Origin of the sequence: Nocardia albiluteola (genome assembly GCF_018860155.1) — a bacterium.
GTDB lineage: Bacteria > Actinomycetota > Actinomycetes > Mycobacteriales > Mycobacteriaceae > Nocardia > Nocardia albiluteola.
In genome coordinates this window covers 262,703-287,877 of sequence record NZ_JAHKNI010000005.1, presented here as the reverse complement: position 1 = coordinate 287,877, position 25,175 = coordinate 262,703, and the positions used below count along the sequence as shown (strand labels likewise).

The 25,175-nt window shown below is 66.8% G+C and carries 24 protein-coding genes; 6 read left to right on the top strand and 18 right to left on the bottom strand.

Going from position 1 to position 25,175, the window contains the following annotated elements; genetic code table 11:
• Positions 1-32: 32 nt before the first annotated feature.
• From KO481_RS17225 to KO481_RS17160, 15 genes are all read right to left on the bottom strand, one after another.
• Positions 33-1,121 carry a zinc-dependent alcohol dehydrogenase gene (locus KO481_RS17225; RefSeq protein WP_215918175.1) on the bottom strand — a complete coding sequence of 363 codons (1,089 nt, stop codon included), beginning with the start codon at positions 1,119-1,121 and terminating at the stop codon, positions 33-35.
• Entirely contained in the window at positions 1,112-2,146 is a 1,035-nt protein-coding gene (locus KO481_RS17220) for an ABC transporter substrate-binding protein (protein WP_215918174.1), read from the bottom strand. Before KO481_RS17220 ends, KO481_RS17225 begins: the two co-directional genes overlap by 10 nt.
• A 5-nt stretch (positions 2,147-2,151) precedes the next feature.
• Positions 2,152-2,985 carry an ABC transporter permease gene (locus KO481_RS17215; RefSeq protein WP_215918173.1) on the bottom strand — a complete coding sequence of 278 codons (834 nt, stop codon included), beginning with the start codon at positions 2,983-2,985 and terminating at the stop codon, positions 2,152-2,154.
• Positions 2,969-3,721: an ABC transporter ATP-binding protein gene (locus KO481_RS17210; protein ID WP_215918172.1), complete on the bottom strand. Its 753-nt coding sequence runs from the start codon at positions 3,719-3,721 to the stop codon at positions 2,969-2,971. The genes KO481_RS17215 and KO481_RS17210 overlap by 17 nt, the downstream gene beginning before the upstream one ends.
• 240 nt (positions 3,722-3,961) lie before the next feature.
• Entirely contained in the window at positions 3,962-4,588 is a 627-nt protein-coding gene (locus KO481_RS17205) for a TetR/AcrR family transcriptional regulator (protein ID WP_215918171.1), read from the bottom strand.
• Positions 4,589-4,594: 6 nt separating this feature from the next.
• The gene (locus tag KO481_RS17200; RefSeq protein WP_215918170.1) at positions 4,595-5,425 is read right to left on the bottom strand and encodes a class I SAM-dependent methyltransferase; all 831 of its coding nucleotides are present in this window, start codon (positions 5,423-5,425) and stop codon (positions 4,595-4,597) included.
• A gap of 280 nt (positions 5,426-5,705) precedes the next feature.
• Positions 5,706-6,980 (bottom strand): RNA polymerase sigma factor, encoded by a 1,275-nt coding sequence (locus tag KO481_RS17195; RefSeq protein ID WP_215918169.1) that lies wholly within the window; start codon positions 6,978-6,980, stop codon positions 5,706-5,708.
• A gap of 13 nt (positions 6,981-6,993) precedes the next feature.
• Positions 6,994-7,413 (bottom strand): YciI family protein, encoded by a 420-nt coding sequence (locus KO481_RS17190; protein WP_215918168.1) that lies wholly within the window; start codon positions 7,411-7,413, stop codon positions 6,994-6,996.
• Between the two features lie 107 nt (positions 7,414-7,520).
• Positions 7,521-8,444 (bottom strand): alpha/beta fold hydrolase, encoded by a 924-nt coding sequence (locus KO481_RS17185; protein WP_245401050.1) that lies wholly within the window; start codon positions 8,442-8,444, stop codon positions 7,521-7,523.
• A gap of 209 nt (positions 8,445-8,653) precedes the next feature.
• A complete protein-coding gene (locus KO481_RS17180) occupies positions 8,654-9,865 on the bottom strand; it encodes an FAD-dependent monooxygenase (protein WP_215918167.1) in 1,212 nt (403 codons plus the stop codon).
• Positions 9,866-10,108: 243 nt separating this feature from the next.
• Positions 10,109-10,360 carry a cupin domain-containing protein gene (locus tag KO481_RS17175; protein WP_215918166.1) on the bottom strand — a complete coding sequence of 84 codons (252 nt, stop codon included), beginning with the start codon at positions 10,358-10,360 and terminating at the stop codon, positions 10,109-10,111.
• Between the two features lie 2 nt (positions 10,361-10,362).
• On the bottom strand, positions 10,363-10,488 hold the full coding sequence (locus tag KO481_RS43955) for a hypothetical protein (protein WP_281066112.1): 126 nt from the start codon (positions 10,486-10,488) through the stop codon (positions 10,363-10,365).
• Positions 10,489-10,520: 32 nt separating this feature from the next.
• The gene (locus KO481_RS17170) at positions 10,521-11,687 is read right to left on the bottom strand and encodes an epoxide hydrolase family protein (protein WP_215918165.1); all 1,167 of its coding nucleotides are present in this window, start codon (positions 11,685-11,687) and stop codon (positions 10,521-10,523) included.
• 182 nt (positions 11,688-11,869) lie between these two features.
• Entirely contained in the window at positions 11,870-12,241 is a 372-nt protein-coding gene (locus KO481_RS17165; RefSeq protein ID WP_215918164.1) for a nuclear transport factor 2 family protein, read from the bottom strand.
• 122 nt (positions 12,242-12,363) lie between these two features.
• Positions 12,364-12,684 (bottom strand): putative quinol monooxygenase, encoded by a 321-nt coding sequence (locus KO481_RS17160; protein ID WP_215918163.1) that lies wholly within the window; start codon positions 12,682-12,684, stop codon positions 12,364-12,366.
• Between the two features lie 143 nt (positions 12,685-12,827).
• Between KO481_RS17160 and KO481_RS17155 the strand changes: the two genes are divergently transcribed.
• Both KO481_RS17155 and KO481_RS17150 read left to right on the top strand, forming a co-directional pair.
• The gene (locus KO481_RS17155) at positions 12,828-13,721 is read left to right on the top strand and encodes a MerR family transcriptional regulator (RefSeq protein ID WP_215918162.1); all 894 of its coding nucleotides are present in this window, start codon (positions 12,828-12,830) and stop codon (positions 13,719-13,721) included.
• 125 nt (positions 13,722-13,846) lie between these two features.
• On the top strand, positions 13,847-14,695 hold the full coding sequence (locus tag KO481_RS17150) for an LLM class F420-dependent oxidoreductase (protein WP_215918161.1): 849 nt from the start codon (positions 13,847-13,849) through the stop codon (positions 14,693-14,695).
• Between the two features lie 297 nt (positions 14,696-14,992).
• Here the strand turns inward: KO481_RS17150 and KO481_RS17145 are convergent, their stop codons facing one another.
• On the bottom strand, positions 14,993-18,256 hold the full coding sequence (locus KO481_RS17145) for a protein kinase domain-containing protein (protein ID WP_215918160.1): 3,264 nt from the start codon (positions 18,254-18,256) through the stop codon (positions 14,993-14,995).
• 149 nt (positions 18,257-18,405) lie between these two features.
• Complete coding sequence (locus tag KO481_RS17140; RefSeq protein WP_215918159.1) at positions 18,406-18,813, bottom strand: RidA family protein; 408 nt, start codon at positions 18,811-18,813, stop codon at positions 18,406-18,408.
• 690 nt (positions 18,814-19,503) lie between these two features.
• Between KO481_RS17140 and KO481_RS17135 the strand changes: the two genes are divergently transcribed.
• The 3 genes from KO481_RS17135 (at position 19,504) to KO481_RS17125 (ending at position 23,010) form a co-directional block, all read left to right on the top strand.
• Positions 19,504-20,085: a TetR/AcrR family transcriptional regulator gene (locus KO481_RS17135; protein WP_245401049.1), complete on the top strand. Its 582-nt coding sequence runs from the start codon at positions 19,504-19,506 to the stop codon at positions 20,083-20,085.
• 57 nt (positions 20,086-20,142) lie between these two features.
• Positions 20,143-20,997 carry a metal-dependent hydrolase gene (locus KO481_RS17130; protein ID WP_215918157.1) on the top strand — a complete coding sequence of 285 codons (855 nt, stop codon included), beginning with the start codon at positions 20,143-20,145 and terminating at the stop codon, positions 20,995-20,997.
• Between the two features lie 927 nt (positions 20,998-21,924).
• Positions 21,925-23,010: a hypothetical protein gene (locus KO481_RS17125; RefSeq protein ID WP_215918156.1), complete on the top strand. Its 1,086-nt coding sequence runs from the start codon at positions 21,925-21,927 to the stop codon at positions 23,008-23,010.
• Positions 23,011-23,156: 146 nt separating this feature from the next.
• Here the strand turns inward: KO481_RS17125 and ychF are convergent, their stop codons facing one another.
• Positions 23,157-24,236, bottom strand: coding sequence for a redox-regulated ATPase YchF (ychF, locus tag KO481_RS17120; RefSeq protein ID WP_215918155.1), 1,080 nt, complete (start codon positions 24,234-24,236; stop codon positions 23,157-23,159).
• 260 nt (positions 24,237-24,496) lie between these two features.
• Here ychF and KO481_RS17115 point away from each other — a divergent pair, with 260 nt between their 5' ends.
• A complete protein-coding gene (locus tag KO481_RS17115) occupies positions 24,497-25,147 on the top strand; it encodes an HAD family hydrolase (protein WP_215918154.1) in 651 nt (216 codons plus the stop codon).
• Positions 25,148-25,175: the final 28 nt, after the last annotated feature.

Below are 25,175 nucleotides of genomic sequence, written 5' to 3'. Positions count from 1 at the left end.
GAAGATCTGGGCCGCCGCGGACAGCGACAGAGCTACGATGCGATGCCCAGCACCACCTTGACCGCGTCGTCGCGTCGCTGCTCGACGGTGTCGAACGCCTCGGCAATGTCGTCGAGTGGGAAGCGGTGCGTGATCAGCGGAGCGGTCCGCAGCAGTCCGCGCTCGGCCATCGTCACCGCGCGGCCCACCGCGCGGTTGCCCTCGCCGCGAATGGTGAACAGGGTCAGCCCCGTCTTCACCGCACGGTTCAGATCGGCCGTCACCGGGCCGTGGAAGTAGCCCACGAGCACGATGCGCCCGGCCGGTTTGCACATCCGGATCGCCTGGTCCACAGTCTCGTTCGCACCCGAGCACTCGAGCACCGCGTCGACGCCGAGCCCGCCGGTCGCCTCCAGCACTGCGGCGACCGGGTCGGTCTCGCCCGCGTCCACGACGACGTCCGCCCCCAGCTCGCTACCGAGTCGCAGGCGCGAGGCGCGCGTGCCGGTGAGGATCACCCGTGCCGCCCCCATCGCCTTCAGCAGCTGCACCGCGGTCAGCCCGACCGGTCCGGGGCCGATCACCGCGACGGTGTCCCCGGCCACCAGCCCGCCCATGGTGTCGATGGCGTACATGGAGGTGCCCGCGGTGGTGATCATCACCGCCTCCTCGAAGCTCACCGCGTCCGGCAGCCGATAGAGCGTGGACACGTGGTTGACCACGTATTCGGCGAACCCGCCGTCGACCGACATCCCCATCGCGCGGTGCCCCAGATCGGCGCGGCCGTAGTTGAGACAGGATGTGTACCGCCCGCGCACGCAGTTCTCGCAGCGCATGCAGCCGCGATGCGCCTCGACGACCACCCGGTCCCCGGGAACGAACTCCACGACCGTCGGCCCCACCGCGACGACCGTGCCCGCGTACTCGTGCCCCGGCGTGAACGTCCCGGGCTCGGGCTGCGACGGAAAGAACGACCCCGCACGGATTTTCAGGTCCGTGCCGCAGAGCGATGCGGCCTCGACGCGCAGCAGCACCTCTCCCGGGCCCGGCTCCGGCACCGGCTTCTCGATTACGCGCAGCTCGCTCGGGCCGAAGATGACCGCCGAGCGCATGGTGCGAGGAACGGTGTGCGTCAATGCCATCGCGAATCCCCTGTCAACGGGCCACCGAGGTGGGTGACGACCGTGTCCATCAGACTTCTGTCGATCACCCTGTCCAGGTCCGGCAGGCCGTTGGGCAACAGCCCGCCGATCTGCCGCATGCATGCGAGGGTGAAAGTGAACCGCTCGGGATCCAGGCCCTGGTTGACGGGGAACACGCCGTTCTGCTCGACGAGCCGGGTGTATGTCTTGTCGATCTCGGCGGCGGGATAGCCTGTCGCGGTGGCGATCTGCGGCACGACGATGGCGCGGTGGCCGTAGATGAACCGGTGTGCCTGCGTGATCGCGGTCAGGAAGCGGATGGCGACGTCCCGATGCGACGCGAGCCAGCTCGACTTCACGAAATAGGTTCCGTAGATGTAGTCCGGCCACAGCTGGTAGAGGTCGGTGAGCGCGTGCAATCCCGAGTCCCGCGCTTCGGCGTCGATCGACTGTTCCTGTTGCAGGACAGCGGAATCGATCTTGTGGGTGAGCAGGTAGCCCACGTATCCGGTATCGGCCACGCTCACGTAGTGCACATCGCCCGGCGTCAGATGCGCCGACTGATACACCGCACGGGTCATGATCTCCCGGAACGCGCCGACCGACTGGATGCCGAGGTTCTTGCCCTTCAGATCGCCCGGATCAGCTATGGCGGACGGGGTTTCGAGCACGACCGGCAGCCGATCGGCATACGAACCGATGACCACCAGCCCGGCGGCGGCAGCCGTGCCCAGCACCGGCTCCACGCTCGACCCGCCGATATCCGAATCCCCCGCGATGACGGACTGCAGCGTCGCGGTGCCCGCGGACAGGCCCTGCACCTGAACGGTCAACTGCTGCTGGGCGAAGAAGCCGTTCGCCTGGGCGACCGCGATGTCGGACTGCGCGAAGGCGGGCTTCAGCCCGGGCAGGGAGATCTTGATGGTTGTCGGGCCCTGCGGTGCATTCGCCGGCCGCGGAGTGCTCGCGCAACCGGCCAGCAGCACACCGACCACCGCGACCACCGAAAGGACATGTCGTTTCATGTATTTCAGCCCTCAGATTCCGATCTCCATGGCGCCAGCCGCGCCTCGAGCAGTCGCAGCACCCAGGTGAACGTGACACCGAGCAGCATCAGGATCACCACCGGGACGAAGACCTGCGCGATCTGGAACGTGTTGGCGTAGCTGACAATCACGAAGCCGAGACCCGATATCGCGGAATAGAATTCGGCGATCACGACGCCGACCAGCGCCCGGCCCACCGCCAACCGGATGCCGGTGATCACGTAGGGCAGCGCCGCGGGCAGCAGCACGTCCCGCCACAGCCCCGGCTCGGTGGCCAGGTATGAGCGCGCCACCTCGAGCAGTTGCGGATCGACCTCGCGCACGCCGCGGGCGGTGTTCAGGACGATCGCGAACACCGAGAACAGGAAGACGACAACGATTTTGGCGGTGGTACCGAACCCGACCCAGAGCACGATCACCGGAACCAGCGCGACCGTCGGGGTCGCGTAGAGCGCGTCCATCGGCAGCTCGAGCAGCGCCTCGACCACCCGGCTGCGTCCCATCGCCAGGCCGAGGGCCACACCCGCCACGATGGCCAGGCCCAGGCCCCACGCGAAGACGTTCAGGCTCTGCCCCAGGGCGCCCCACAGGCTCGGCTTGCCGAGCTGCGCCGGGCCGAACGCCATCGCCCAGCCGGCCCGCACGATCGCGGTGGGGTACGTGAAGAGAATCGGATTGGTATGGCGCCCATACCATTCCCACACGCCGAGCACGACGAGCAGGGAAAGGCCGCGCAGCAGAGCGCGCCGCACCGACCACGGCAGCCGGGGCAGCCGACCGGTCGTGGCGGCAAGCGGGGAGCTATCCAGGCTGTCCAAACCGCAACGCTCCCCTTATTTTGTGTTGGAGCTCAGCATAATCCGGATACGCTCGCACGTCCTGCGCTCTGCGCGGGCGCGGGATCGGTACATCGATGATCTGCGCGGCGCCGCCCGCCGCGAGCACCAGTATCCGATCCCCGAGCAGGATGGCCTCGTCGACATCGTGTGTGATGAACACCCCGGTGAGATCGGCGTCGCGCTCCCAGATCGCCAGCAGCTCGTCCTGCAGCTGCTCCCGGGTTATCGCGTCGAGCGCCCCGAACGGCTCGTCCATCAGCAACACCTCCGGCTGCACCGCCAGCGCCCGCGCCAACCCGACCCGCTGCTGCATGCCACCCGAAAGCTGGTGCGGGTAGCGGCTTTCCGCACCTTGCAACCCGATCGTCTCGATCAGCCGATCTACCCGCGCCCGATCGCGTACGCCCCGATTCCGCAGTCCGTACTCGATATTCGCACGCACGGACCGCCAGGGCAGCAGCCCGAAGTGCTGAAAGACCATCGCGATCTTCGCCGACGGCGCGGTGACGGGCTCCCCGTCGATCAGCACCACCCCTGCATCCGCACGCAGCAGTCCCGCGATGATCCGCAGCAGCGTCGTCTTCCCGCACCCCGATTGCCCCACAACACACAGCAACTCGTGCCGCCGAACCTCGAACGCGATCCCATCCAGCACCCGCTGCCCGCCGAACCCGCGAACAACGCGGTCAACGACGATCCGCTCCTGCACACCCATGTCCCCGCACTCCACTTTCCGCCCGTCGGCCGAAAAGTAACACGTTCCACACGCTGCGTGCAGGGGGTACATCGACCGAGGATCGCCCGACCGGGGACTCTCGAATTCACGGCATGCAGGGCCGGAAGCCCTGTGCCAGGTAGGCGGTCAGGTTCGTCGCCACCGAGGCGGTGCCCGGGGAGGGCAGCGGCGGTCGCCACATCAGCCGATGCGGAGCACCGCGCGATCGCCGCATCGCCCTTACGCCGACGACGCGGCGTCCGTGCCGATACCTGTCAGCAGGGTCGTGATCACCGACTCCATCGCCGGAGAGATCCCCTGGCCGGTGCGGGGCAGCAGCGCCGACAGCGCGGCGTCGTGGCAGATTCCCACCAGGATCGCGACGGCGGCGTCGAGATCGGCGGCGGCGTCGAGGCGTCCGAGGTTGCGTTCGGCGTGCAGGTAGTCCGCGAGCCGGTCCCGCCAGTCGCGTTCACCGCCCGGCTGCGCGGCGAACTTGGCCAGCACCTCCGGCTGGGCGAGCAGGCTCGCGAAGATCGGAAGGATGGCCCGGTGCATCGACAATCCCTGTGCCAGGTAGGCGGTCAGGTTTGCCGCCACCGATGCGGTACCGGGACCGGGCAGCGGCTCGAGCTCGCGGTGCACGGCATCGACGTGGGCGCGCAACGCCGCGGCCAGCAGCTCTTCCTTGTCGGCGAAATGGTTGTAGAGCACGCCGTCGGCGACGCCCGCCGCCCGCGCGATCGCCCGCACCGTCAGACCCGCGCCGCCCTGCTCGGCGAGCAGCTGCGCGGCCGTCGCGATCAGGTGCTGGCGCAGGTCGCGGTCGTCGCGATCGCGCAGTGCGGCTGCCTTTCTGGGGGACATGCGGTCCTACGGTAGCGGCTTCGTCGCGGTGACCAGCCAGGCGCCCGAGCTCAGATGCACCCCGTCCGGCCGGGCGAACGGCACCAGCGCGCCCGCGATCGCGGCGCGGACCTGCTCGTCGGCGGCGAAGTCGTGCAGGCTCCGGTGGTAGCGAATCGGCCCCCAGTCCATGATGAATCCGGTGGCGTCGGCGATATCGCTGCCCCAGATGCTGTCGGCATCGATGCGACGCACCTCGACACCGGTGAATCCGGCGCTGGTGAGCAGCCCCCGCATGGCGCCGGGATCCGCGAAGTCGTTGAGGCTGTGCCCGATCTCGAAGCCTGGCAGGTGCGCCGCGGCCGCCGAGAACGCGAGGCCGACCTCAGAATCGCTCAGCGCGGGCATGGACACGAACGCCAGGCGCCCGCCCGGCCGCAGCGCCCGGGCGATATTGCCGAAGGCCACCACCGGATCAGCGAAGAACAGGACGCCGAACCGGCTGATCGCGACGTCGAACGCGGCGTCCGGGAACGGATGCACCTGCGCGTCGCCCCGGGTGAACGACACATTGTCCACCGCTTCGTCCCGCGCCTGCCGTTCGGCGCGGGCCAGCATCGGACCGGACAGATCCACACCGGTCGCGGCGGCCGCACGCCGCGCCGCCAGCCGAGTCAATTGTCCATTGCCGCAACCGATATCGAGGACACGGTCACCTCCGCCCACCCGGGCAGCCTCCAGCAGCGGTTCGTTGAAGCCGCTGTTGACCGCGTCGTACCGGTCATGGTTCGCGGCCCAGTGCTCGCCCTCGTAGCCGTTCCAAGCCTCGGACTGGGCGGTATTGACGATCTCGGTCATGGCGCCGAACTCCTTTATGAACAGACATTCATGAACTGTTGTTCATAATGCGCTCACGAGCGCGCCCCGTCAATGACGACCTTCATGGGTTCGCCCGGTTCATCGCGCTCTTCAGGCACTGGCGATGGTCAGCGCGAAGGGCTTCATCCCGCGATTGCGGATGATCGAAGGCACCCGCGGCATCAGCGATTCGGTGCCGCGCGCGGTCGTGACGTCGCCGAGGTCTTCGCTCCACGCGTCGGCCCAGCCCAGATCGGCCAGCAGTCGGCGGACGACTGCCTTACTCGAGTTCCGCGAGTTTTCCTGTCAGCAGGGCTCGTTCGGGTTCGCTGCCGCAGCGTGCGAGGGCGAGTTCGAGTTGAGCGCGCGCTTCGTCGATACGACCCAGGCGCGTGAGCAGCTCGCCGCGAACGCTGGGCAGCAGATGCGAATTCGCCAGGGCCGGTGCGGTTTCGATCTCGTCGACGACGCGGAGCGCCGCAGCGGGGCCCTCGGCGAAGGCCACCGCGACCGCTCGGTTGAGATCGACCACGGGCGAGGGGGCCAGGCGGCCCAGGGCTTCGTAGAGGAGCACGACGCGGTCCCAGTCCGTGGTGTCGACGGACGTTGCGACGGAATGGCATTCGGCGATCGCGGCCTGCAATCCGTAGGCGCCCAGACCGCGGCCGACCTTCGCGGCCCGATCCAGGGCCGCGCGTCCGCGACGGATCGCCGCGCGGTCCCAGCGGGAACGATCCTGGTGTTCCAGCAGAATCGGCCGGCCCGCGGAGTCGGTACGGGCCGGGAAGCGTGCCGCGGTCAGTTCGAGCAGCGCCAGCAGCCCGTGCACCTCGGGTTCGGCGGGCATCAGCCGGGCCAGCACCCGCGCCAGCCGGACCGCCTCGCCGGCCAGGTCGAATCGAATCAGGTTCCGCCCCGAGGTCGCCGACGATCCTTCCGTGAAGATCACGTAGATCACGCTCAGCACCGAGCCGAGGCGCTCCCCGCGTTCCTGCGCGGACGGTACCGAGAACGGAATGCGTGCCGCGCCAAGGGTTTTCTTCGCTCGCGTGATCCGGGCCTGCACGGTGGCCGTGGGTGTGAGGAACGCCTTGGCGATCTCGTCGCTGGTCAGGCCGCCGACCACCCGCAGCGTCAGCGCGATCCGGCCCTCGGGCGGCAGCAACGGGTGACAGGCGATGAACAGCAACGCGAGCACATCGTCGTCGATCTGATCGGGATCCCATGGCGCATCAGGGGATTCCACGGGCGGGCCACCGGCGGCGACCCCGCCCTCGCCCAGTTCGCGGGCGAGGGCGGAGTAGCGGTCGTCCAGCGCGGCGCGGCGACGGAACCCGTCGATGGCCCGCCGCCGCCCGACGGTGAGCAGCCACCCGGCCGGATTGCGCGGCACCCCGTCGCGCGGCCAGTTCACCAGCGCCTCGGCGAATGCCTCCTGCGCCAGGTCCTCGGCCAATGCGAAATCGCCGGTGTAGCGGACGAGCGCGCCGACGATCCGCGCGGACTCGATCCGCCACACCGCGGCGACGTCCTCCCGGCGGGTGGAATCGGTCATCGCGCCGGGCGACTCACAGTTGCCCGGTCGCTTCGCGCCACGCCCGCTCCTTGCGAATCCACTCGTTGTCCTGCGGGAATTCGTCGATCGAGGTGACCCGCCGAATTTCGGTCTTGAAGCCCGTCCCGAAAGACGGTGCGCGCCTGGCCCATTCGATCGCCTCCTCCTTGGAGGCGACATTCAGGATGTAGAAACCACCGAAGAGCTCCTTGGTCTCCCCGTACGGCCCATCGGTGACGACCGGCGGCTCCGACGAATAGTCCACCACCACGCCCTCGTCGGGCCCGGCCAGCCCCTCCGCCGCGACCAGCACCCCGGCCCGGATCAGCTCGTCGTTGTACCGCCCGACGGTCTCCAGCACCTTGTCGAAGTCCGCCCCGGCCATCGCCGCGTTGCCCTCGTCGGTAGCCCGCCAGATCAGCATGTACTTCACGATGTGTCCTCTCCTGTTCCGGGTCGCCATCCGACCCTCTCACCAACAAGGTCGAATGGCGAACACGGCGGATCGACACGTCCCGGAAAATTCTTTCCGGGACCGTATCAGTGGTGCTCGGCGAAGTCGTGGATGAGGACGCCGGTCGGGCCCGGATCCTCGATCATCGGGGTGTGCCCGCAGTCCAGGGACACGATCCGAACCCCCGGGACCCGGCCGTAATCCCGGTAGGACGCCGGCAGCCAGCGCTTGTCCTCGGAGCCGTAGATCACCATGGTCGGCAGGTGCAGGGCCACTAGGCGATCCGGTTCGGTCTCGGCCCGCAGATACGCATCCGACGCGTTCGACGTGGCGGTGAGGCCGCGGTACGTCATTCCCCGGACGTCGGCGACGAGTTGTCCGGGAATCGGCACATTGCGGGTGAAGGCACTGCTCAACAGGTACCGAATGGCGGCGTCCGGCAGCAGCGGCCACAGCGGCTGCCCGATCGCAGGGTTGAAGAACAGCCCGCTGACCGGGCTGCTGTCGGTGTACGCGTCCAGCCGCGCGCCGGTATCGATGAGCTCGAGCGCCGACACCAGATCGCGGCGCTGTTCGGCCAGCGAGGTCGCCACATAGCCACCGGTCGAATGCCCGACGACGACGGCGTGCCGCACGCCGAGCCGGTCGAGCACCTCGCCGACCCGTCTGGCCTGCTCCTCCATGCTGTAACCGCTGTCCGGCTTGGCCGATTCACCGTGCCCGAGCAGGTCTATCCGCACCACGTACCGATCCTGCAGGGCGGGCATCACCTGGTCCCACCATGCGGTCGATCCAGCCAGTCCGTGCAACAGCACGACGGCATCCGCGCTGGGAGCCCCGCTGGCGACGACGTGGATGTCGCCGCCGGGAAGATGCACCATCTGCCCCTGGTCCTGCGGAGCGGCGGCGGCGCCCGGGGTCGTTGTCGCGAACAGCGCGGCCGACATCGCGGCGATCATCAGCCCGATGCGTCGCCGCCGACCCGGCGCTACGACGGTGGTGTTGTTCATGGGTCCTCCTTCGGTCGATCCGTGACACCACCACCTTCGCGGGCGAGGGCCGCTCGGGTCTTGAATAAATGTCCGGTGTGCTTCCGGGGTGACGCTGCAGTCGTCCGCGCCCAGCGCCGACTCGTCGCACGCCGAATTACCCTCCCCGCCAGTCGGCATCGGCCACACCAGCTCGACGGTGATGGCGGCGGCAGGTATCCAGCCGAACCCTAACGTCCCGGCGCGATCGGATAATCCTCGACGGTCATCGAGTTGTAGACGCGTGCGCTTTTGGTGGCGAGCCGGAGGAAGGCGCGGCTCGGGCCCGGGGGTAGTACGGAGAGCAGCCGAGTGCCCAGGACCAGCCCCCGCACACCGAGCCGGGACGTCGGGATCAGGGTTTTCGCCGCGCTCATCGCCACCGCACGCCCGTCCCGCACATGCCCTGCCATCGCGCGCTCGTAGGCGGGAAAGGCGATGCCGGGGTCACCGCCCGCCCGCGCGAGCTCGCCCGCCAGGACATACGCGCCGACAACAGCCAAACTCGTGCTGCCGCCAACGGCCGGACCGGGACAGTAGCCCGCGTCACCGACGAGCGTCACCCTCCCCCGCGACCAGGTATCCATGCGCACCTGGGTGATCGAGTCGAAATAGAAGGCCGGAGCGTCGTCGAGCGCGGCTAGCCACCGCCCCACCTCCGGATCGAAACCCCTGAAGGCGGCCCGCAGCAGCTCCTTCTGCCGAGCTACATCGCGGTAGTGGTAATCGAGTTCGCCCGGACTGCGAAACAGGAACAACGCCCGGCTCTCGCCGAGGTGCCGCGCACTGTACATCCCCGCGGTACGACCGACACCGACGTGAATGCGGAGTTCCCCATCGGCGCCATGGGTTTCGGGCAGCGAGAGCACCGCGAGATAAGCCCCGGTGGAGGCGCTGAATCGCGACTCGTCACCGAAGACGAGCCGACGCACAGTGGAGTGCAACCCATCCGCACCGACGATCAGATCGAAGCGCCGCGGCGCGCCCGTCTCGAACTCCACCTCGCCGTCCGGCGAGATCGCGGTGATCGAGTCACCGAACAGGTACTCGATGTCCTCGCACCCGGCCTCGTAATAGATCTCACTCAGCTCGTCCCGCATGATCTCCGCATGCCGATCCGAGGCAGCACCGAACACCTTGGCCAGATCCACCCGGGTCGCCCGTTGTTCCCCCTCCGGCACCAGCGCCATCCGGGTCGTCCCGGTAACTCTCGCCTCGATGAGCGAAAGCACACCCATCTTCTCCGAGATGTCCATCGCCGGCCGGAACAGATCCACCGCATGCCCCCCGGTCTTGCGCGCCCCCGGAGCCCGCTCGACAACCGTCACCGAAAAGCCATGCCTGGTAAGCCAATACGCCAGCACCGGCCCCGCAATACTGGCGCCGGAAATAAGAACCCGCATAGATGTGCCTCACGTCTCGTCTGTTGTCAGGACCCCATCCTGCCGACAGACAACGGCACATGTCTTGTAAGAATGTCAGCGGAGTGGTGTCTGGATCACGGCCGCGCTCGAGGCTCTTCCAAAACGGTTGCGCTCGTTGTCATTCCACATTGTTCGACTTCGGTGGCAAGGGACGATGCACGAGGCTTGGACCAACGTGTTGGTCAGTGGATCGGAACCTTGGTTATCGGTACCTCGAGTCGCTCATCGTGCCTCGACCGGACCGTGCCATGTCGTCGTGCCGCGGTCGACCGCGAGGGTTGAGAACGGCGCGTTCGGGCTGGCGCCATGCCAATGAACCTCGCCGGGCCCTGTGACGATGACGTCGCCGGGGGCGACTTGGATCGGGTCCTCGCCGTACTTCGCGACAACGCCCGTCCCGGCGGTGACCACAAGCACCTGGCCCCCCTCGTGCGCGTGCCAGTGGGTGTGCGCGTCCGCGTCAAGCGTCAACATGATCACGCTGTCGGCGCTCGCGACGTCGAGCGTCCCATCAGTTCGAGCTTGCCGCTGCCGGTGAAGTACTCCGGCATTGCGACTGCGGGTACCTCCGCTGCCCTGGAGTGGTAAATCTCCATGGTCATGCCCTTCTCGTGGGATACGGTCCCGGGAAACGTCACACGCGAATCGACCCTGGCACGAGAGCAGCCAGCCCTGCGCGCACCTCGGCGATGAACTCGGCAGGAACCTCGTAGGCAGCGAAATGGCCACCCCGCACCGGCGTGCCGTAGTAGCGCAGATCGGTATAGCGAGTCCGTGCCCAGCGCTCGGACAGCGCGACGTTGTCCGCGGGAAAGAGAGAGTACGCGGACGGCGCGGGCACCTCGTCGAAGCTCCCCAAACTCGACGCAAGCGAATCCCAGTACAGGCGCGCCGATGAGGCCGCCGCAGCACACGTCCAGTAGACCATCACGTTATCCAGCAACTCGTCCTTCGTAAAAGAGTTCTCTATATCATCGCCGCAGTCCGACCACGTTTTGAATTTCTCGACGATCCAGGCGAGCTGGCCGACCGGCGAATCGGTCAGGCCGTATCCGAGCGTCTGCGGCTTGGTCCCCTGCTCGATCGCGTATCCGACCTCGGCCTTGCTGGAATTCTCGATGCGCGCGAGGTAGCGCTGCTCCTCTTCGGTCGGCCCGCCGAACTCCGTGAGCTTCGCCGGATCGGCGAGCGCCCAGTTGACGTGGATCCCGATCAGCTTCGCGGGATCGGCCAGCCGCCCGATCGTCGAACTGACCTGCGCTCCCCAGTCGCCGCCCTGAGCTATCCAGCGCTCATAGCCGAGCCGGTCCATCAGCTCGATCCACGCCTGCGCGATCTTCTCGACATTCCAGCCGGTCACCGTCGGCTTGCCGCTCCACCCGTAGCCCGGGAGCGACGGAATCACCAGATCAAGAGCGTCGGACGCCTTCCCGCCGTGACTGACCGGATCCACGAGCGGATCGATCACCTTGACGAATTCCATCACCGACCCCGGCCAGCCATGCGTCATGATGCACGGCGTCGCCCCGTCGATAGGCGAGCGGACGTGCAGGAAGTGGATGTCGACTCCGTCGATCGTCGTGGTGAACTGTTCGTAGCGGTTCAGGCGATCGGCGACACGCCGCATCTCGTAGGACTCCGACCAGTACCCCGCGAGGTCCTGCACGTAGGCTTGTGGAATTCCCATCGACCAGTCGTCGACGGGCTCCCTTTCTGGCCAGCGCGTCCGCGCCAGCCGCTCGCGGAGGTCATCGATCACCGCGTCGCTGATCTCGACGCGGAATGGACGGATCTCGGTCATATCGCTCCCTCCTATTGGTTGTTGTGTGCGTGGGACTCGAGTCGCATCGACTTCTATCGTTTGTTCGCGAATGTGCGTTGTATATGAGAATTTCTCGACACTCAGGTCCGCGGCTGTTTGGCAATACGCGTCCACCCTCGAGTGGGTAGGGCAATTTCGTCGACCGATAGTCCGTTATCAGGTCAGTATGGTGAGTGCTGATTGAAGATAATGGCCAGGCTTACGATTTTCCCGTCTCGGAGTGCGAAGTAGCTCGACATGATCAGCTCGTCGGGCAGGTTGGTCTTGTCGTAGTCGCCGTCGTACTTCGCCCGGACGACGATGTCGCCGTAGTGGTCGATGACCTCTCGGACCTCCATGGTGACGTGGTCGCCGACGAACTCCTTGGCCAGGAACTTGCGGATGGCCTCGACGCCCCAGATCTCACGGCTGTTGTCGTTCACGTAGGCGTCCGGGGTGAAGGTGGCGACAATTCGCTCAGTGTCGAAGGCGTTGACCGCCGCGATGTGCTCGGCGATGACAGCGGGCAGTGCGGTTATCACGTGACTGCTCATTGGTAGCGAACTCCTTTATTCTCGGGTTGGCCGTTCGGCCGAGCGACGGCGTTTGGCCATTGGCACGGATGATGGGCGGCCGACCTCGGTCATCAGGTCGTGCGTGGCCTCGGGTCGCGCGTTCAGCGGTTGCGTAGCGCGATCCCCTCGCCCTGGAAGACCTCGTCGTAGTAATGGATGACCAGCGGCTGGGTCAACATCGCTTCGAAGGTGGCGGTGAAGCCATGCTCGGTACGCCAGTCGAGGTAGTCGGTGTAGTTGTGCCGCTCGGTCCACCGGGTCAGCCCAGCGACATGGTCGACGTCATCCTCGTCGCGCAGGATACGAATGTCCTCGCATCCTGCGTGCTCGAGACTCACCCGGAGGATCTCCAGGAGGAGTTTCGCCACGTCATCGCCGCGGCCTGGCCGGGCGAAGAACTCGGTCACCACAGTCGTGCTCATCGGATGCTCCCTTCGTGGTGTTCGCGGCGTCCGTTACGTGGACTGCGGGGCGTGAGTACCACGCTCGACCATCCGGTCACCGGAGTGTCAACCCCCGGCGGTGCACTGGACCCTCCCGTAACGGGAGAGTTGATACTGGGACCATGCGCGAGGGCCTGACGATCGGCGAGTTCTCCCGGGTGACCCACCTCAGCGTCAAGACGCTGCGCCATTACCACGACGTGGGGTTGCTCGCGCCGATGCACATCGGCCACGACACCGGGTACCGCTACTACTCGCTCGACCAGGTCCCGACCGCACAGGTGATCGTCCGACTGCGCAATCTCGACATGCCGATACCCGACGTGAAAGCCGTCTTGGCCACCCAGGACGCCGCCGCGCGCAACCAGTTGATCACCGCGCACCTCGCCCGGCTGGAGCACCAGCTATCCCTGACGCAGAGTGCGGTCGAAGCACTACGCGACCTGTTGAACCGGCCGGCGAGCGGGTCGGATATCGAGCACCGTACCGTCGCCGCCCAGCCCGCGATCGGCATTCGCGAGATCGTCGACCGCGAGGACGTACTGAGCTGGTGGCACGGCGCGCTGGGCGAGCTCTACGGCCTTGCCACGGCCCAGAAACTGCACCCCAGTGGACCGAGCGGAGGCGTGTTCACCAGCGAGTTGTACCTGAACGAGCATGGCGAAGCAACGCTGTTCGTTCCGGTCGACGAGGTCGCACGTCCGGTCGGCCGGGTCGAGTCGCTCGTCGTGCCCGGCGCCGAACTCGTGATCGCCACGCACCACGGCCCGCTGGACACCATCGACCTGACCTACGGCGATCTCGGCACCTACGCAGCGCGGCACGAGATCGGCATCGAAGGGGCACTGCGCGAGTACTACCTGCGCAACCCGCTCGAAGTGTCCCGGGAAGAAGACCTCGTCATCGAAGTCGGCTGGCCGATCTTCAGGTCCGATGGTCAGACCGGCAACGAGGGGACCCTCCCGGAACGGTCGGCTCGACCCTCCCCTAACGGGAGACCCCAACCTGAGTGCTGAACACCAGTACACCGCCTCGACGGTGACCTCCCCGGTGGCGTCGTCGATCTGCAATTCCGATTCACGTTGCGGGGCGGGCGCATTGGCGAACCCGGTCATCGAGCACTGAGAGAGGAGACAGCACAATGATCACACTCGGTAGGTATGGAGCCTGGCTCCACCCCGTGTACGACGATCCCAGCCGCATCGGCTACGCGGTCGAGGCCGAGGCGCTGGGCTACGGCGCCGTGTGGCTCGGCCTGGGGCAGCGTGACGAGAGCGAGCTTCGTTTGGTCGAACAGGTCCTGGACGCGACCAGACACGTCGTCGTGGCGACCGCGATCGTCAACATGTGGACCAACGACCCGACCGCGCTGGCCAAGTCCTGTGACCGCCTGGAGGCTCGCCATCCTGGTCGTTTCCTGCTGGGCATCGGAATCGGCCACCCGGAATCGGTGACCGGCTATCGTTCCCCATACCAGCACATGGAATCGTTCCTCGACGCCCTGGACGCCGAAGGACATCCCCGGGACCGTCGCGTCCTCGCCGCGCTCGGACCGCGAACGCTGCGCCTGGCCGCCGACCGCGCCGCCGGAACCCACCCATATCTGACGGTGCCCGGCCACACCCAGCAAGCCCGCCGCCTCCTCGGCCCGGGCTCGCTGCTCGCCCCCGAGCACACGGTGGTCGTCGACACGGACACCACGGAGGCTCGCCGGCGTGGCCGCGCCTTCGTCAGCAATCCCTACCTGCGACTCTCCAACTACGTCAACAACCTCCTGCGGCAGGGCTACGACGAGACCGACGTCGCCGGCGACGGCAGCGATCGGCTGATCGACGACCTGGTCCTGCACGGGACGCCCGAAACGATCGCCGCCGGATTGGCCGGCCACTTCGCTGCCGGCGCGGACCATGTCGCCATCCAGGTCCTGCCCGGAGAAGGCGAGGGGCCCATGCCGGGACTACGAACCCTCGCTGGTCAACTGATCAGCTGAAGGTAGCCCGGCGCGAAGGCCACAGGACCGGTTCGGTTGGGGTGCAGCAACCGGGCCGGCTCTCCCGACCGAGTGCCGTCTCCGGTCGGCGCCCCACCTGACCGAGAAACACTGACCCTGGGCTATGCCGGGGTACTCCAGCTTCCTACGCCGGGGTAGTGGTGCAGCCGAACGGAATCCGGCGCGACTGCTGTAGCACGCAACCGGTGCCACGATCGGGGAGACGTCGCCTTCTCGACGACACAGTGACCGGTCGGCTGTACCACGATTCGAGCCCTGGTGGTAGCGGGCACGCGATCAGCTCTCGTGTCTGGCCGCGTCTCCGATCCAGGTCGCGATCTGGGTGCGAGAGGTTAACTCGAGCTTGGCCAGGATGTTCGCGACGTGGGCATCTGCGGTGCGCTGGGAGATCACCAGCCGGGATGCAATCTGCTTGTTGGTGAGCCCTTCGGCGACCAGGTCCGCCACCTGGCGTTCACGTTTGGTCAATGTCGGCCGGCTGACGGGTGGCGTGCCGGCCGGTTGCTCTTCGTTCAGCGCGTAGGCGACCGCAGCGTTGATTCTCATTGCCCGGCCGCGTCGCCACGCCGCATCGAAGCGCGCTTCACCGAGTGCGCGACGCACGACACGCTCGCAGTCGAGGTGGGCCTCGACCATCTGCGGGAAGTAGATCGCCGCGCCGGGGGCGGTCCGCATCATATTCGCCGCAGCGCCCATCAGCACGGCGGCTCGCTGGTCGTCGGTGCCGGCCGCGATCCACGCCAGCACTTCGAGATCGAGCGCCGCGACGAGAAGGCTGCGCACGCGCTGGTTGAGCCGCAGCGATTCCCGCAGCAGATCCTGTGCGCGGGAGTTCTCACCCTGCTGCCACGCCGCGATTCCGGTCATCCCGAGAGCGGTCGACCGGAACAACAACTCGCCGGCCGCCTCTGTGATGGACAGGATCTGCTGATAGCACTCGACTGCCCGTCCGGTGTCGCCCTGCTGCGCGTACGCCACACCGAGCAACAGCAACGCAGCAACGTGCAGACCCCCTCGCGGGTCGGAGCTCAGCACCTCGATGGCCCCATTGATACACGACACCGCGCGCGCGGGCTCATCTAGATAGAGAGCTAGATCGCCCTCCGCATAGGCGATCAGCGCCTGATTCATGGGCGTGGGATCGCGCTCGGCGAGCACACGCACCTGCGCGAGCAGGGTGGCTGCCGTCTCGAGGTCCCATTGCCGCGTGGCCATGAAGACGCTGGCGTGCAGCGCCCGGACCTGGTCGGCTGTCGAACGAGCGCAGGGATGGGCCTGGGCGCGGTCGAGCCAGCGGCGGCCTTCACCGAACAAGCCGCGGAAACTCCAGAACACAAAGGAGGCGGCGGTGATGCGCAGCCCCGCTTCGGCTGACTGCTCGGTCGGGTCGGACATGCAGAATTCGAGCACTGCACGGATGTTCCCCTGCTCGCGATCGAGCCGGGACATCCAGTCGAGTTGCCGGTCGCTGATCCAGTCGGCCTCGGCATCGAGCACCAGCAGTTGGTACCAGTCCCGGTGCCGACGCTGCAGATCCTCCTCCGCACCGGCCTCTCGCAGCTTGTCCTGCCCGTAGTCCCGTACGGTGTCGAGCATCCGGAAGCGGACCACACCCTGGGGTTCTTCCCTGATCACAACCGATTTGTCCACCAGCCAGGACAGCACATCGAGCAGCTCTGCCGCCTCGGTATCGGCACCGCACACCGCCTCGACGGCGTCGAGTTCGAAACCACCGGCGAACACCGACAACCGGGCCCACAGCCGCTGCTCGGCCGGGGTGCACAGCTGATAGCTCCAGTCGATGCACCACCGCAGGGTCTGCTGCCGTGTCGGCGCGGTGCGGTGGCCCCGGGTGAGCAGCGCGAACCGGTCGGTGAGCCGCTGCAGAATCTGGTCCGGCGACATGGTGCGCATCCGAGCCGCCGCGAGTTCGATCGCCAGTGGCAACCCGTCCAGCCGGGAACAGATCCCGCCCACCGCGGCCTTGTTCTCATCGGTCAGCGCGAAGCCGGGCACGACTGCCGCGGCGCGATCGGCGAACAGCGTCACCGCATCGTATTTGCGCAGCTCTCGCAGCGTCGGCTTGCGGTCGGCGGCAGGAACGCTCAGCGGCGGCAGTCGCCGCACCGCTTCTCCACCGATATCCAGCGGCTCGCGGCTGGTGACCAGGATCCGCAATCCTGGACACTCCGACAACAATGTCTCGGCCAGGCTTGCCATCGACTCGGCAACCTGCTCGCAATTGTCTACGACGAGCAGGGTTTCACGGGATCGCAGTAACTCGACCAGCGTGTCGTGGACCGGCCGGGCCGAATCGACCCGCACGCCCAGCGCGGCGGCGACGATGGGAGCAACCAGCGACGGATCACGCACGTCGGCCAGATCGATCGCCCACACCCCATCGGCGAAATCGCGTCGAGCAGCCGAGGCCGCCCGCAGCGCCAGTCGGGTCTTGCCCACGCCGCCCATCCCGGCCAGCGTCACCAGCCTCGACACCGTCAGGAGGCGCTTGAGCTCGGTCAGCTCAGCGTGTCTGTTGACGAAGCTGGTCAACTCGGGCAGCGCGTTGCCGGTGCGTCCTATGGTCTGTGACGAGGTCGGCTGACGGTTCTGCGGCTCGTCGTCGCGAGCGGCGGCGGGACCGCTGCGCAGGGCCATCCCGCCTGCCGGGTAGCCGCAGCGCTGCTGCACCTGCCGGATGGCCTCGCCGAGCTCCGCTGCGGAGGGCCGCTGCTCAGGATCGCGGTGCATCGACGATTCCACGACGGCGCACACCTCGGCGGGGAAGCCGCTATCGCGCAGGTCCGCCACCGGCCCCTCACCGATCCGCACGAACTGGGCCACCAGTTGCTCGCCGCTGCGCCGCTCATAGGCAGCATGCCCGGTCAGCGCGCAGAACAAGGTGGCACCGAGCCCGTAGACATCGGTGGCGGGAGTCGGAGTGCGGCCCTCGAGCACCTCCGGCGCGGTGAACGCCGGCGATGCCGACACAATGTCGGCAGCCGTTTCGAACCCGCCTGGGATGCGCGCGATTCCGAAGTCGGTCAGGGCGGGTTCGCCGTAATCGGTGAACAGAATATTGCCCGGCTTCACATCGCGATGCACGATGCCCACCCGATGCGCACCCTCGAGTGCCCCGGCGATCCCGGCCCCGATCCGCAGCACGTCCTCCACCGGAAGCGGACCGCCCCGCCGGATCAGCGCATCCAGCGAGTCCAAGGGGTAATACGGCATGACCAGATAGGGCCGCCCGGCGCTGGTGACACCGACCTCCAGCACGGTGGCGATATTGGGATGCCCGGTCAGCCCGCCCATTGCCCGCTGCTCCCGCACGAACCGCGCCTGGTTCTCCTCATCCAATTCCCCGGTCAGGACCTTCACCGCAACCGTGCGATTCAACCCCACCTGCCGACAGCGATAAACTGCGCCGAAACCGCCGCGACCGATCTCTTCGGCATCCTCGAAGCCGACTGCATGCAACTCCTCCGCTACCGTCATGTTCACGTGACGGCGGGTTCGGTTCGCGGCATCGTCGATCATCAGCCGCGCGCAATCCTCTCGGTATGGCTGTGAGCACCGGACATGATCGACTCACCTTTCGACTGTGCCCAGCCTATCGCCCATGACGAGCGGGCATCCAGCTATTCAACGGATGCGGCACGGCATGTAGCGCTTTGCACTTGCCCAGGTCACCGCCGTTCCTTGTCGCCATCGCCCGACCAGGCCATGGCATCGATCTCCACCCGAAACGCCGGAGAAGCCAAGCCGCTCACGTACATCAGCGTCATACACGGCGAATGCGAACCGAAGAACTCGGCAAAAGCCGCGCGTCGGCCTTCGTTGTCGACTTCGCCGACCAGGTACACGGTCACCTTCACCAGATCCGCGACACTCATGCCCGCCGCCGACAGATTGTGCCGCACGTTCTCGAGCGCTACCGCGATCTGCTCGACCGCCGAGTCCGGCACCGAGCCGTCGACGCGCATACCGATCTGCCCGGACAACACCAGCCACCGCCCGCCTGGCCCGACCTCGATCTGGTGCGTATACGCCGCCACCGGCGCATGAACTTCCCGCGGATTACGTTCGATCTTCACAAGACTCGACCGTAAAGCTCCGCGGCCAGGATCGCACCACGGTCGACACCACCACCCCGACTCGCACTACAGGACCAAGCCCCAGTCGACCGTGTAAACCCCGGTGTGCCCGCCTTCAGATGGTTCACCGAAGCCCTCAGCGTGCACCGATAGTCGTGCACTTCGTCTGTTGTCAGGACCCCATCCTGCCGACAGACAACGCCACATGTCTTGTGTCAGAGACGAACCCGCGGCACAGAACGCTGCGGGCCGAACGCCAGGCGGTAACCGCTTACACGTTGAACCTGAACTCACCCCTTGACATCGGCCAGCGGGCGTGATCAACCGCCACTTTCCGAAGATTCGACGAACGGTGAATACCATTGGCGCACAACCGCTTCCGATACCTAGACAAAGGACGAGAGGCTGCCATCACCTACCCGAGTCAAGTTCCGAAGCAGAATAACCTCTGATCATGAGTGGAGCGCCCAGCATCAGGCTCGATACGCCCTGTAGCAGCCGATTACACGACATTGTCAGCCGAGTCTGGTCCGGGCACGAGCCGGAAGCGCGCGAGGCAGCATTCGAGCTCGCCGTGCGAAGTTACAAGAAACATTGACGGTTTATGGTAAGTCATGTCAGGCTCGGCGGGTGCCATCACCTCGTATCCGAAGAACGCAGGCCGAGCGGACAGCCGATACCCGGCGTGCTTTGCTCGACGCGACGTTCGAGGCGCTGGTGGAGGTCGGGTTCAAGGCCACCACCACAACCGAGGTCGCTCGCCGTGCGGGTGTGTCGTTGGGCGCGCTGCTGCACCACTTCCCCACCAAGGCCGATCTCCTGACCGCCGCGGTGGCGCACTCGTTCGGTCGCAGAATCGAGGACTACGGGGCGCTGATGGCCGATGTGGACCCGTCAGCGGACCGGCTCGATGTGGCGATCGATCTGTTGTGGTCGATGTATACCCGGCCAACTTTCACCGCATGGCACGAGTTGTGGGTGGCGGCCAGAACCGACCCGGACCTGACGGCCCCGGTGATCGAGATCGACCGGCAGTTCATGCTCGCCAGCGAACGGCTTTACGAGCAGTTGTTCCCCGACACCGACTCACACGGCAAGCTCGACTCGGCAGTCGGGCTGCACCTGGTCTACGCGCTGCTCACCGGCCTAGCGACAGCCCGATCCATCGACGGCTACGAGCCGTTTCGCACCGCAGCGGTCCTCGACGGGTTCAAGTCGATGATCCGCGCCTACCTCGACACCACCACACCACCATCGGGTCGCAGCCGATGAACGGTCTTCTGTTTCGCCACCAACCGAATATCGGCAACCACCGAGGGGGGAACCTCCATGAACACCACCGACCCGGCTAAGCGTGTCGTGCGTGCACGCCGTATCCAATTCGCTTATCCCACAGGATCACTCGACCGGCACTACGTCGACGGAGACCTGGTGATGAGCCATGTGATCGCCTACCTCTCAGCGACCTTTCCCGAGGGCGAGGACTTCTTCGTCCGCTCGGTCCGCCGCTTCGCCGATGAGATCACCGATCCCGAACTGAAGTCTCAGGTGCGAGGATTCATCGGCCAGGAGGTCACCCACGGTCGCGAACACCGCGCCTTGAACGAACGCCTGCAACAGATGGGCTACCCCACCCGACGCGCAGACCGCACCACGCGCCGCAGGCTGGAAGGCTACGAGCGCTTGTTCTCCCCGTTGACCTGCCTGGCGATCACCGCGGCGCTCGAACACTTCACCGCGGTGTTCGCCGAAACATTGTTGAGCGACGAGCGCGCCCAAACCCTGCTGGGCACCACCGAGGTGCGATCGATGCTGCTGTGGCACGCGATCGAGGAATCCGAGCACCGCGCGGTGGCCTTCGATGTCTACCGTGCCGTCGGCGGCAGCGAACGACGCCGGATCTGGGCGATGCGCGGCATCGAGCTCTCGTTCTTCACCGCGATCGTGGTCAACTCCACCCTGTCGCTGCTGGGCGACCGCGCCACCTACAACCCGATCCGGCTGGTGCGCAGCCTCGCCGCGATTCCCCGCTCCCCATTCCTGACACGCTCGGTTCAACGCCGAGTCGCGGCCTACACCGAACCAGGTTTCCACCCCGACGACTCCGATAACACCGCACTGCTGGAGCACTGGACCGCCGAACTGTTCGGCGAACACGGCACACTCACCGATCATCTGCGCTGACCATCAGCACTGAGGACACACCGATTCAGCAACCGGCACTACATCTTTCGCATGCGATCTCGCGCACGCCGACACAGGCGCGGCATGCACAAGTCATCGGAAGCCGCATACCGCGCTGACCAAACCGGCCAGCTCGTAGCGCCGGCGAAACGACTGAGCCCCCAACCACACCGGATGGGGGCTCGAAGTCTCTACCAGCAGCGATACACGCGCTGCCCTACTTCTTCGCAGAGGCTGATCCGCTACGGAACTCGACCCGCTTGGCATCGAATATCTGCACGTCAAACGCCCTGCTCAGAGTTCGACTCGTCAAGTGGCGCATCGGCGCCTGCGTTCAGGTGGCGCCAACGACGAGGGTGCTGATCGCGAAGTGGAACTACCGAAGCCGCGACAAGCTCGCCGACGACGACATCTGTATGGTGTGTCACCGAAAATACGGGCCGTGAACGGGGTATCTTGAATTCCGCCGATTTATCTTGAATTCCGCCGATTTATGAGGGATCGAACGCGCGTTGCTCATTCGGTGAGCGCGATACTCGGGCACGCGATGGTGGTCGTCCGCTAACTTCTGGGTCGTTTCCACGTGGGAGCAGGGTGCACAGTGGCGGTGAACGATCGCACGCGAGCGGCGGTTGCCGTTGCGAACGCGGCAGCAGCGTGCCTTCTGCTGGGGGGCTGCCCCCATTCGTCGAACGAGACGCCCACCTCGCCCGCCAGTGTCCCGCAGGTGACCGACGCGCCGGTGACCGGGCCGCACGATGGGGAAACGGTCCCACCACTTCCCCCTACGGTCCCACCACTTCCCCCTACGGTCTCGCCGCTACCTCGACATCCGGGGCCGAGCAGGATCGGGCCCCCGGCCCCGACCTCGGTCCCGCCCCCGCCCTCAACCCCGCCGTCGACCCCAGGATCGAGATCGGGGTCGCAATGAGCGGTCGGCCTCGGCACGGCCAGCCGCCCGATGCAGCGCCGGCCGCGCCGACGGATCAGCCGCCGCTCGCGCCGCCGGCGGCGGCGGCGGCGGCGGCGGCGGCGGACGAGCCTCCGCGAAAGTCCGACGTCACCTCCGTGTTCGCGGTCGTGGGAGCGGTCACCTCGCAGGCCGCCCTGATCTCCGGGTTGCTGTTCTACTTCGGCTGGACCTACAGCCACGCCTACTACGGCTACTTCGGCGTCGATGTCGGCATGCTCGGCCTGTCGACATCGGACTACCTGCTACGCAGCATCAACGTCACGTTCTGGCCGGCCATTCTGACGGTGCTGCCGATACTGGTCCTGCTCGCCGCCCACCACCTGCTCATCCGGCCCGCCATCGACACCGCCCGGTGTCAGCGGCAATCGGCGCCCGCCGGTATCGATCCCGAAAACGACGCCGAGACCACCCGACCGCCGCGCCCGGCAAAGGCCTGGCTCGCCCCGGCGCTGACCACAGTGTTCGGACTCGGCGTCGGGCTGCTCGGCGTCGTCGTGGTCGGGATCCTGCGGCGGGGTGACGTCGGTGTCCGGCTGGGTATCTATCTGCCGATCGCGCTCGTCGTAGCGGTCGTACTGATCGGCTACGTGATCGCGCTCCGGGCGAGATACCAAGCCCCTCTTGCTGTCCCGCTCGCCAAGTCCCGATCGACAACTCCCACACGGCCGATCACCCCCGCCCTGTCGATGCTGGTCCTACTCGCCCTGGGATTCCTGGGGGCGCTGTGGGCCGTCGGGCTCTACGGCGATCGCGAGGGCCAGCAGCGAGCGGAGTCCACCGCGCACAACCTGACCGACAGTCCCTCGGTGGTGCTCGACAGCGTCGCCAAACTCGCCATCCCCGAAGGCACCGCCACCCACGTGGCCCCGATCAGCGCTCCGGACGAGAAATACCACTACCAATACAGCGGCCTGATACTGCTCGCTCGCGCCCCGGGCTACTACTTCCTCATCCCGCAAAACTGGGAACAACGCCACGACCGCGTCTACATCGTGCGCGACACCGACAACATTCGCATAGACCTCGCCCTCAACCCGTAGGGTCCAGGGTCCGCGACTCGGCCCCGGGCAAGGGCCACCGTGCCGACCGCACGGTGGCCGAACCGACTGGGCTCGGCAGAGTCTCTACCAGCAGCGATACACGCGCGGCACAGAACGCTGCGGGCCGAACGCCAGGCGGTCACCGCTTACACATTGAACCTGAACTCGACGACGTCACCGTCCGCCATAACGTAATCCTTGCCCTCCATGCGGACCTTGCCCGCGGACTTGGCCGCGGCCATGGAGCCCGCTTCGACCAGGTCGGTGAAGGCGACGATTTCGGCCTTGATGAAGCCGCGTTCGAAATCGGTGTGGATGACGCCGGCGGCCTTGGGGGCCGTGTCGCCCTGGTGAATTGTCCAGGCGCGGGCCTCTTTCGGGCCCGCGGTCAGGTAGGTCTGCAGGCCCAGGGTGTGGAAGCCGGCGCGGGCCAGGGCGTGCAGGCCGGGTTCGGTCTGGCCGATGGATTCCAGCAGTTCCATGGCGGATTCGGTGTCGAGCTCGAGCAGCTCGGCCTCGACCTTCGCGTCCAGGAAGACCGCATCCGCCGGCGCCACAGCGGCTTTCAGCTCGGCGACCTTCGCCTCGTCGGTCAGGACCGACTCGTCGGCGTTGAATACGTACAGGAACGGCTTGGTGGTGAGCAGCGAAAGCTCTTTCAGCAGTTCGGCATCCACCTTCGAGCCGGCGGCGAACAGGGTGGTGCCGCCGTTCAGGATCTCCTGCGCGGCCTTGGCGGCGTCGGCGACCGGCTTGCGGTCCTTCTTGACCTTGGCCTCCTTCTCCAACCGCACGACCGCCTTCTCGAGGGTCTGCAGGTCGGCCAGGATCAGCTCGGTCTCGATCACCTCGATGTCGGCTGTGGGATCCACCTTGCCGTCGACGTGGACCACATCGTCGTCGGCGAACACCCGCACCACCTGGCAGATGGCGTCGGCCTCCCGGATGTTGGCCAGGAACTTGTTACCGAGCCCGGCGCCCTCGGACGCGCCCTTCACAATGCCCGCGATGTCGACGAACGACACGGTCGCGGGCACGATGCGCTCGGAATGGAAGATCCCGGCGAGCTGGTCGAGCCGGGGGTCGGGCAGCGGGACCACGCCGACGTTGGGCTCGATGGTGGCGAACGGGTAGTTCGCTGCCAGCACGTCGTTCTTGGTCAGCGCGTTGAACAGCGTCGACTTTCCGACGTTGGGCAGGCCGACGATTCCGAGGGTGAGACTCACGAGAAAGAGAGTTTACGCGGCGCGCGAACCGCCTGCTCGCAGGCCTTCGGCGAACGCCTGCGCGGCGCCGTGGGGGGGCCGAGCATTGTGATCACGATCACCGGCAGTCATCGAGTTCCGATCGCAATGCCGAACCGAAGCAGCACGGGCGGAATCGGTGGCGTGGAACCTGGCCGACTTCGCCCAATGCCGGTTTCGCACATAGCCGATGCGATTCGAAGTCCCCCGTCCCGGGGCCGACTGCCCGGTACCGTTGCTGCATGATTTCGGCAATCGTCTTCGACGTCGGTGAGACCCTGGTCGACGAGACCCGCGGGTTCGAGGCGTGGGCGGACTGGCTCGGGGTTCCCCGGCTGACGTTCGCCGCGGTGTTCGGTGCGGCGATCGCCAGGGGTCAGGACTTCCGGGAGGGCTTTCGGGTGTTCCGCCCTGACTTCGACCTCATCCGCGAGCGGCAGGCCCGGGCGGATGCGGGGCAACCGGAGACCTACGGCGAGGAGGATCTCTACCCGGACGCCCGCCCCGCGTTGTCCGCGCTGCGGGAGCTGGGAGTCTGGGTCGGCATCGTCGGCAATCAGACCGTCCGATCCGGGCACATCCTGCGCGAGATGGACCTTCCTGCGGATTTCATTGCGACGTCCGATGATTGGGGCGTCACCAAGCCCGCCGCCGAATTCTTCGCCAGGGTCGCCGAGGTGGCGCCGGGCAGCGCCGACGAGATCGTCTATGTGGGCGATCGTCTGGACAACGACATCGCACCGGCCAAGAAGGCCGGCATGCGTACGGTATTCATCCAGCGCGGCCCCTGGGGCTGGCTGCACCGCAACGAACCCGAGCTCGCGAACCTGTCCGACTGGCGAATCCACAGCCTTACCGAACTGCCGGACATCGTTGCGACGGAGAATGATTGAGCTCTCGCCCACCTCGGGCGCCGACGCG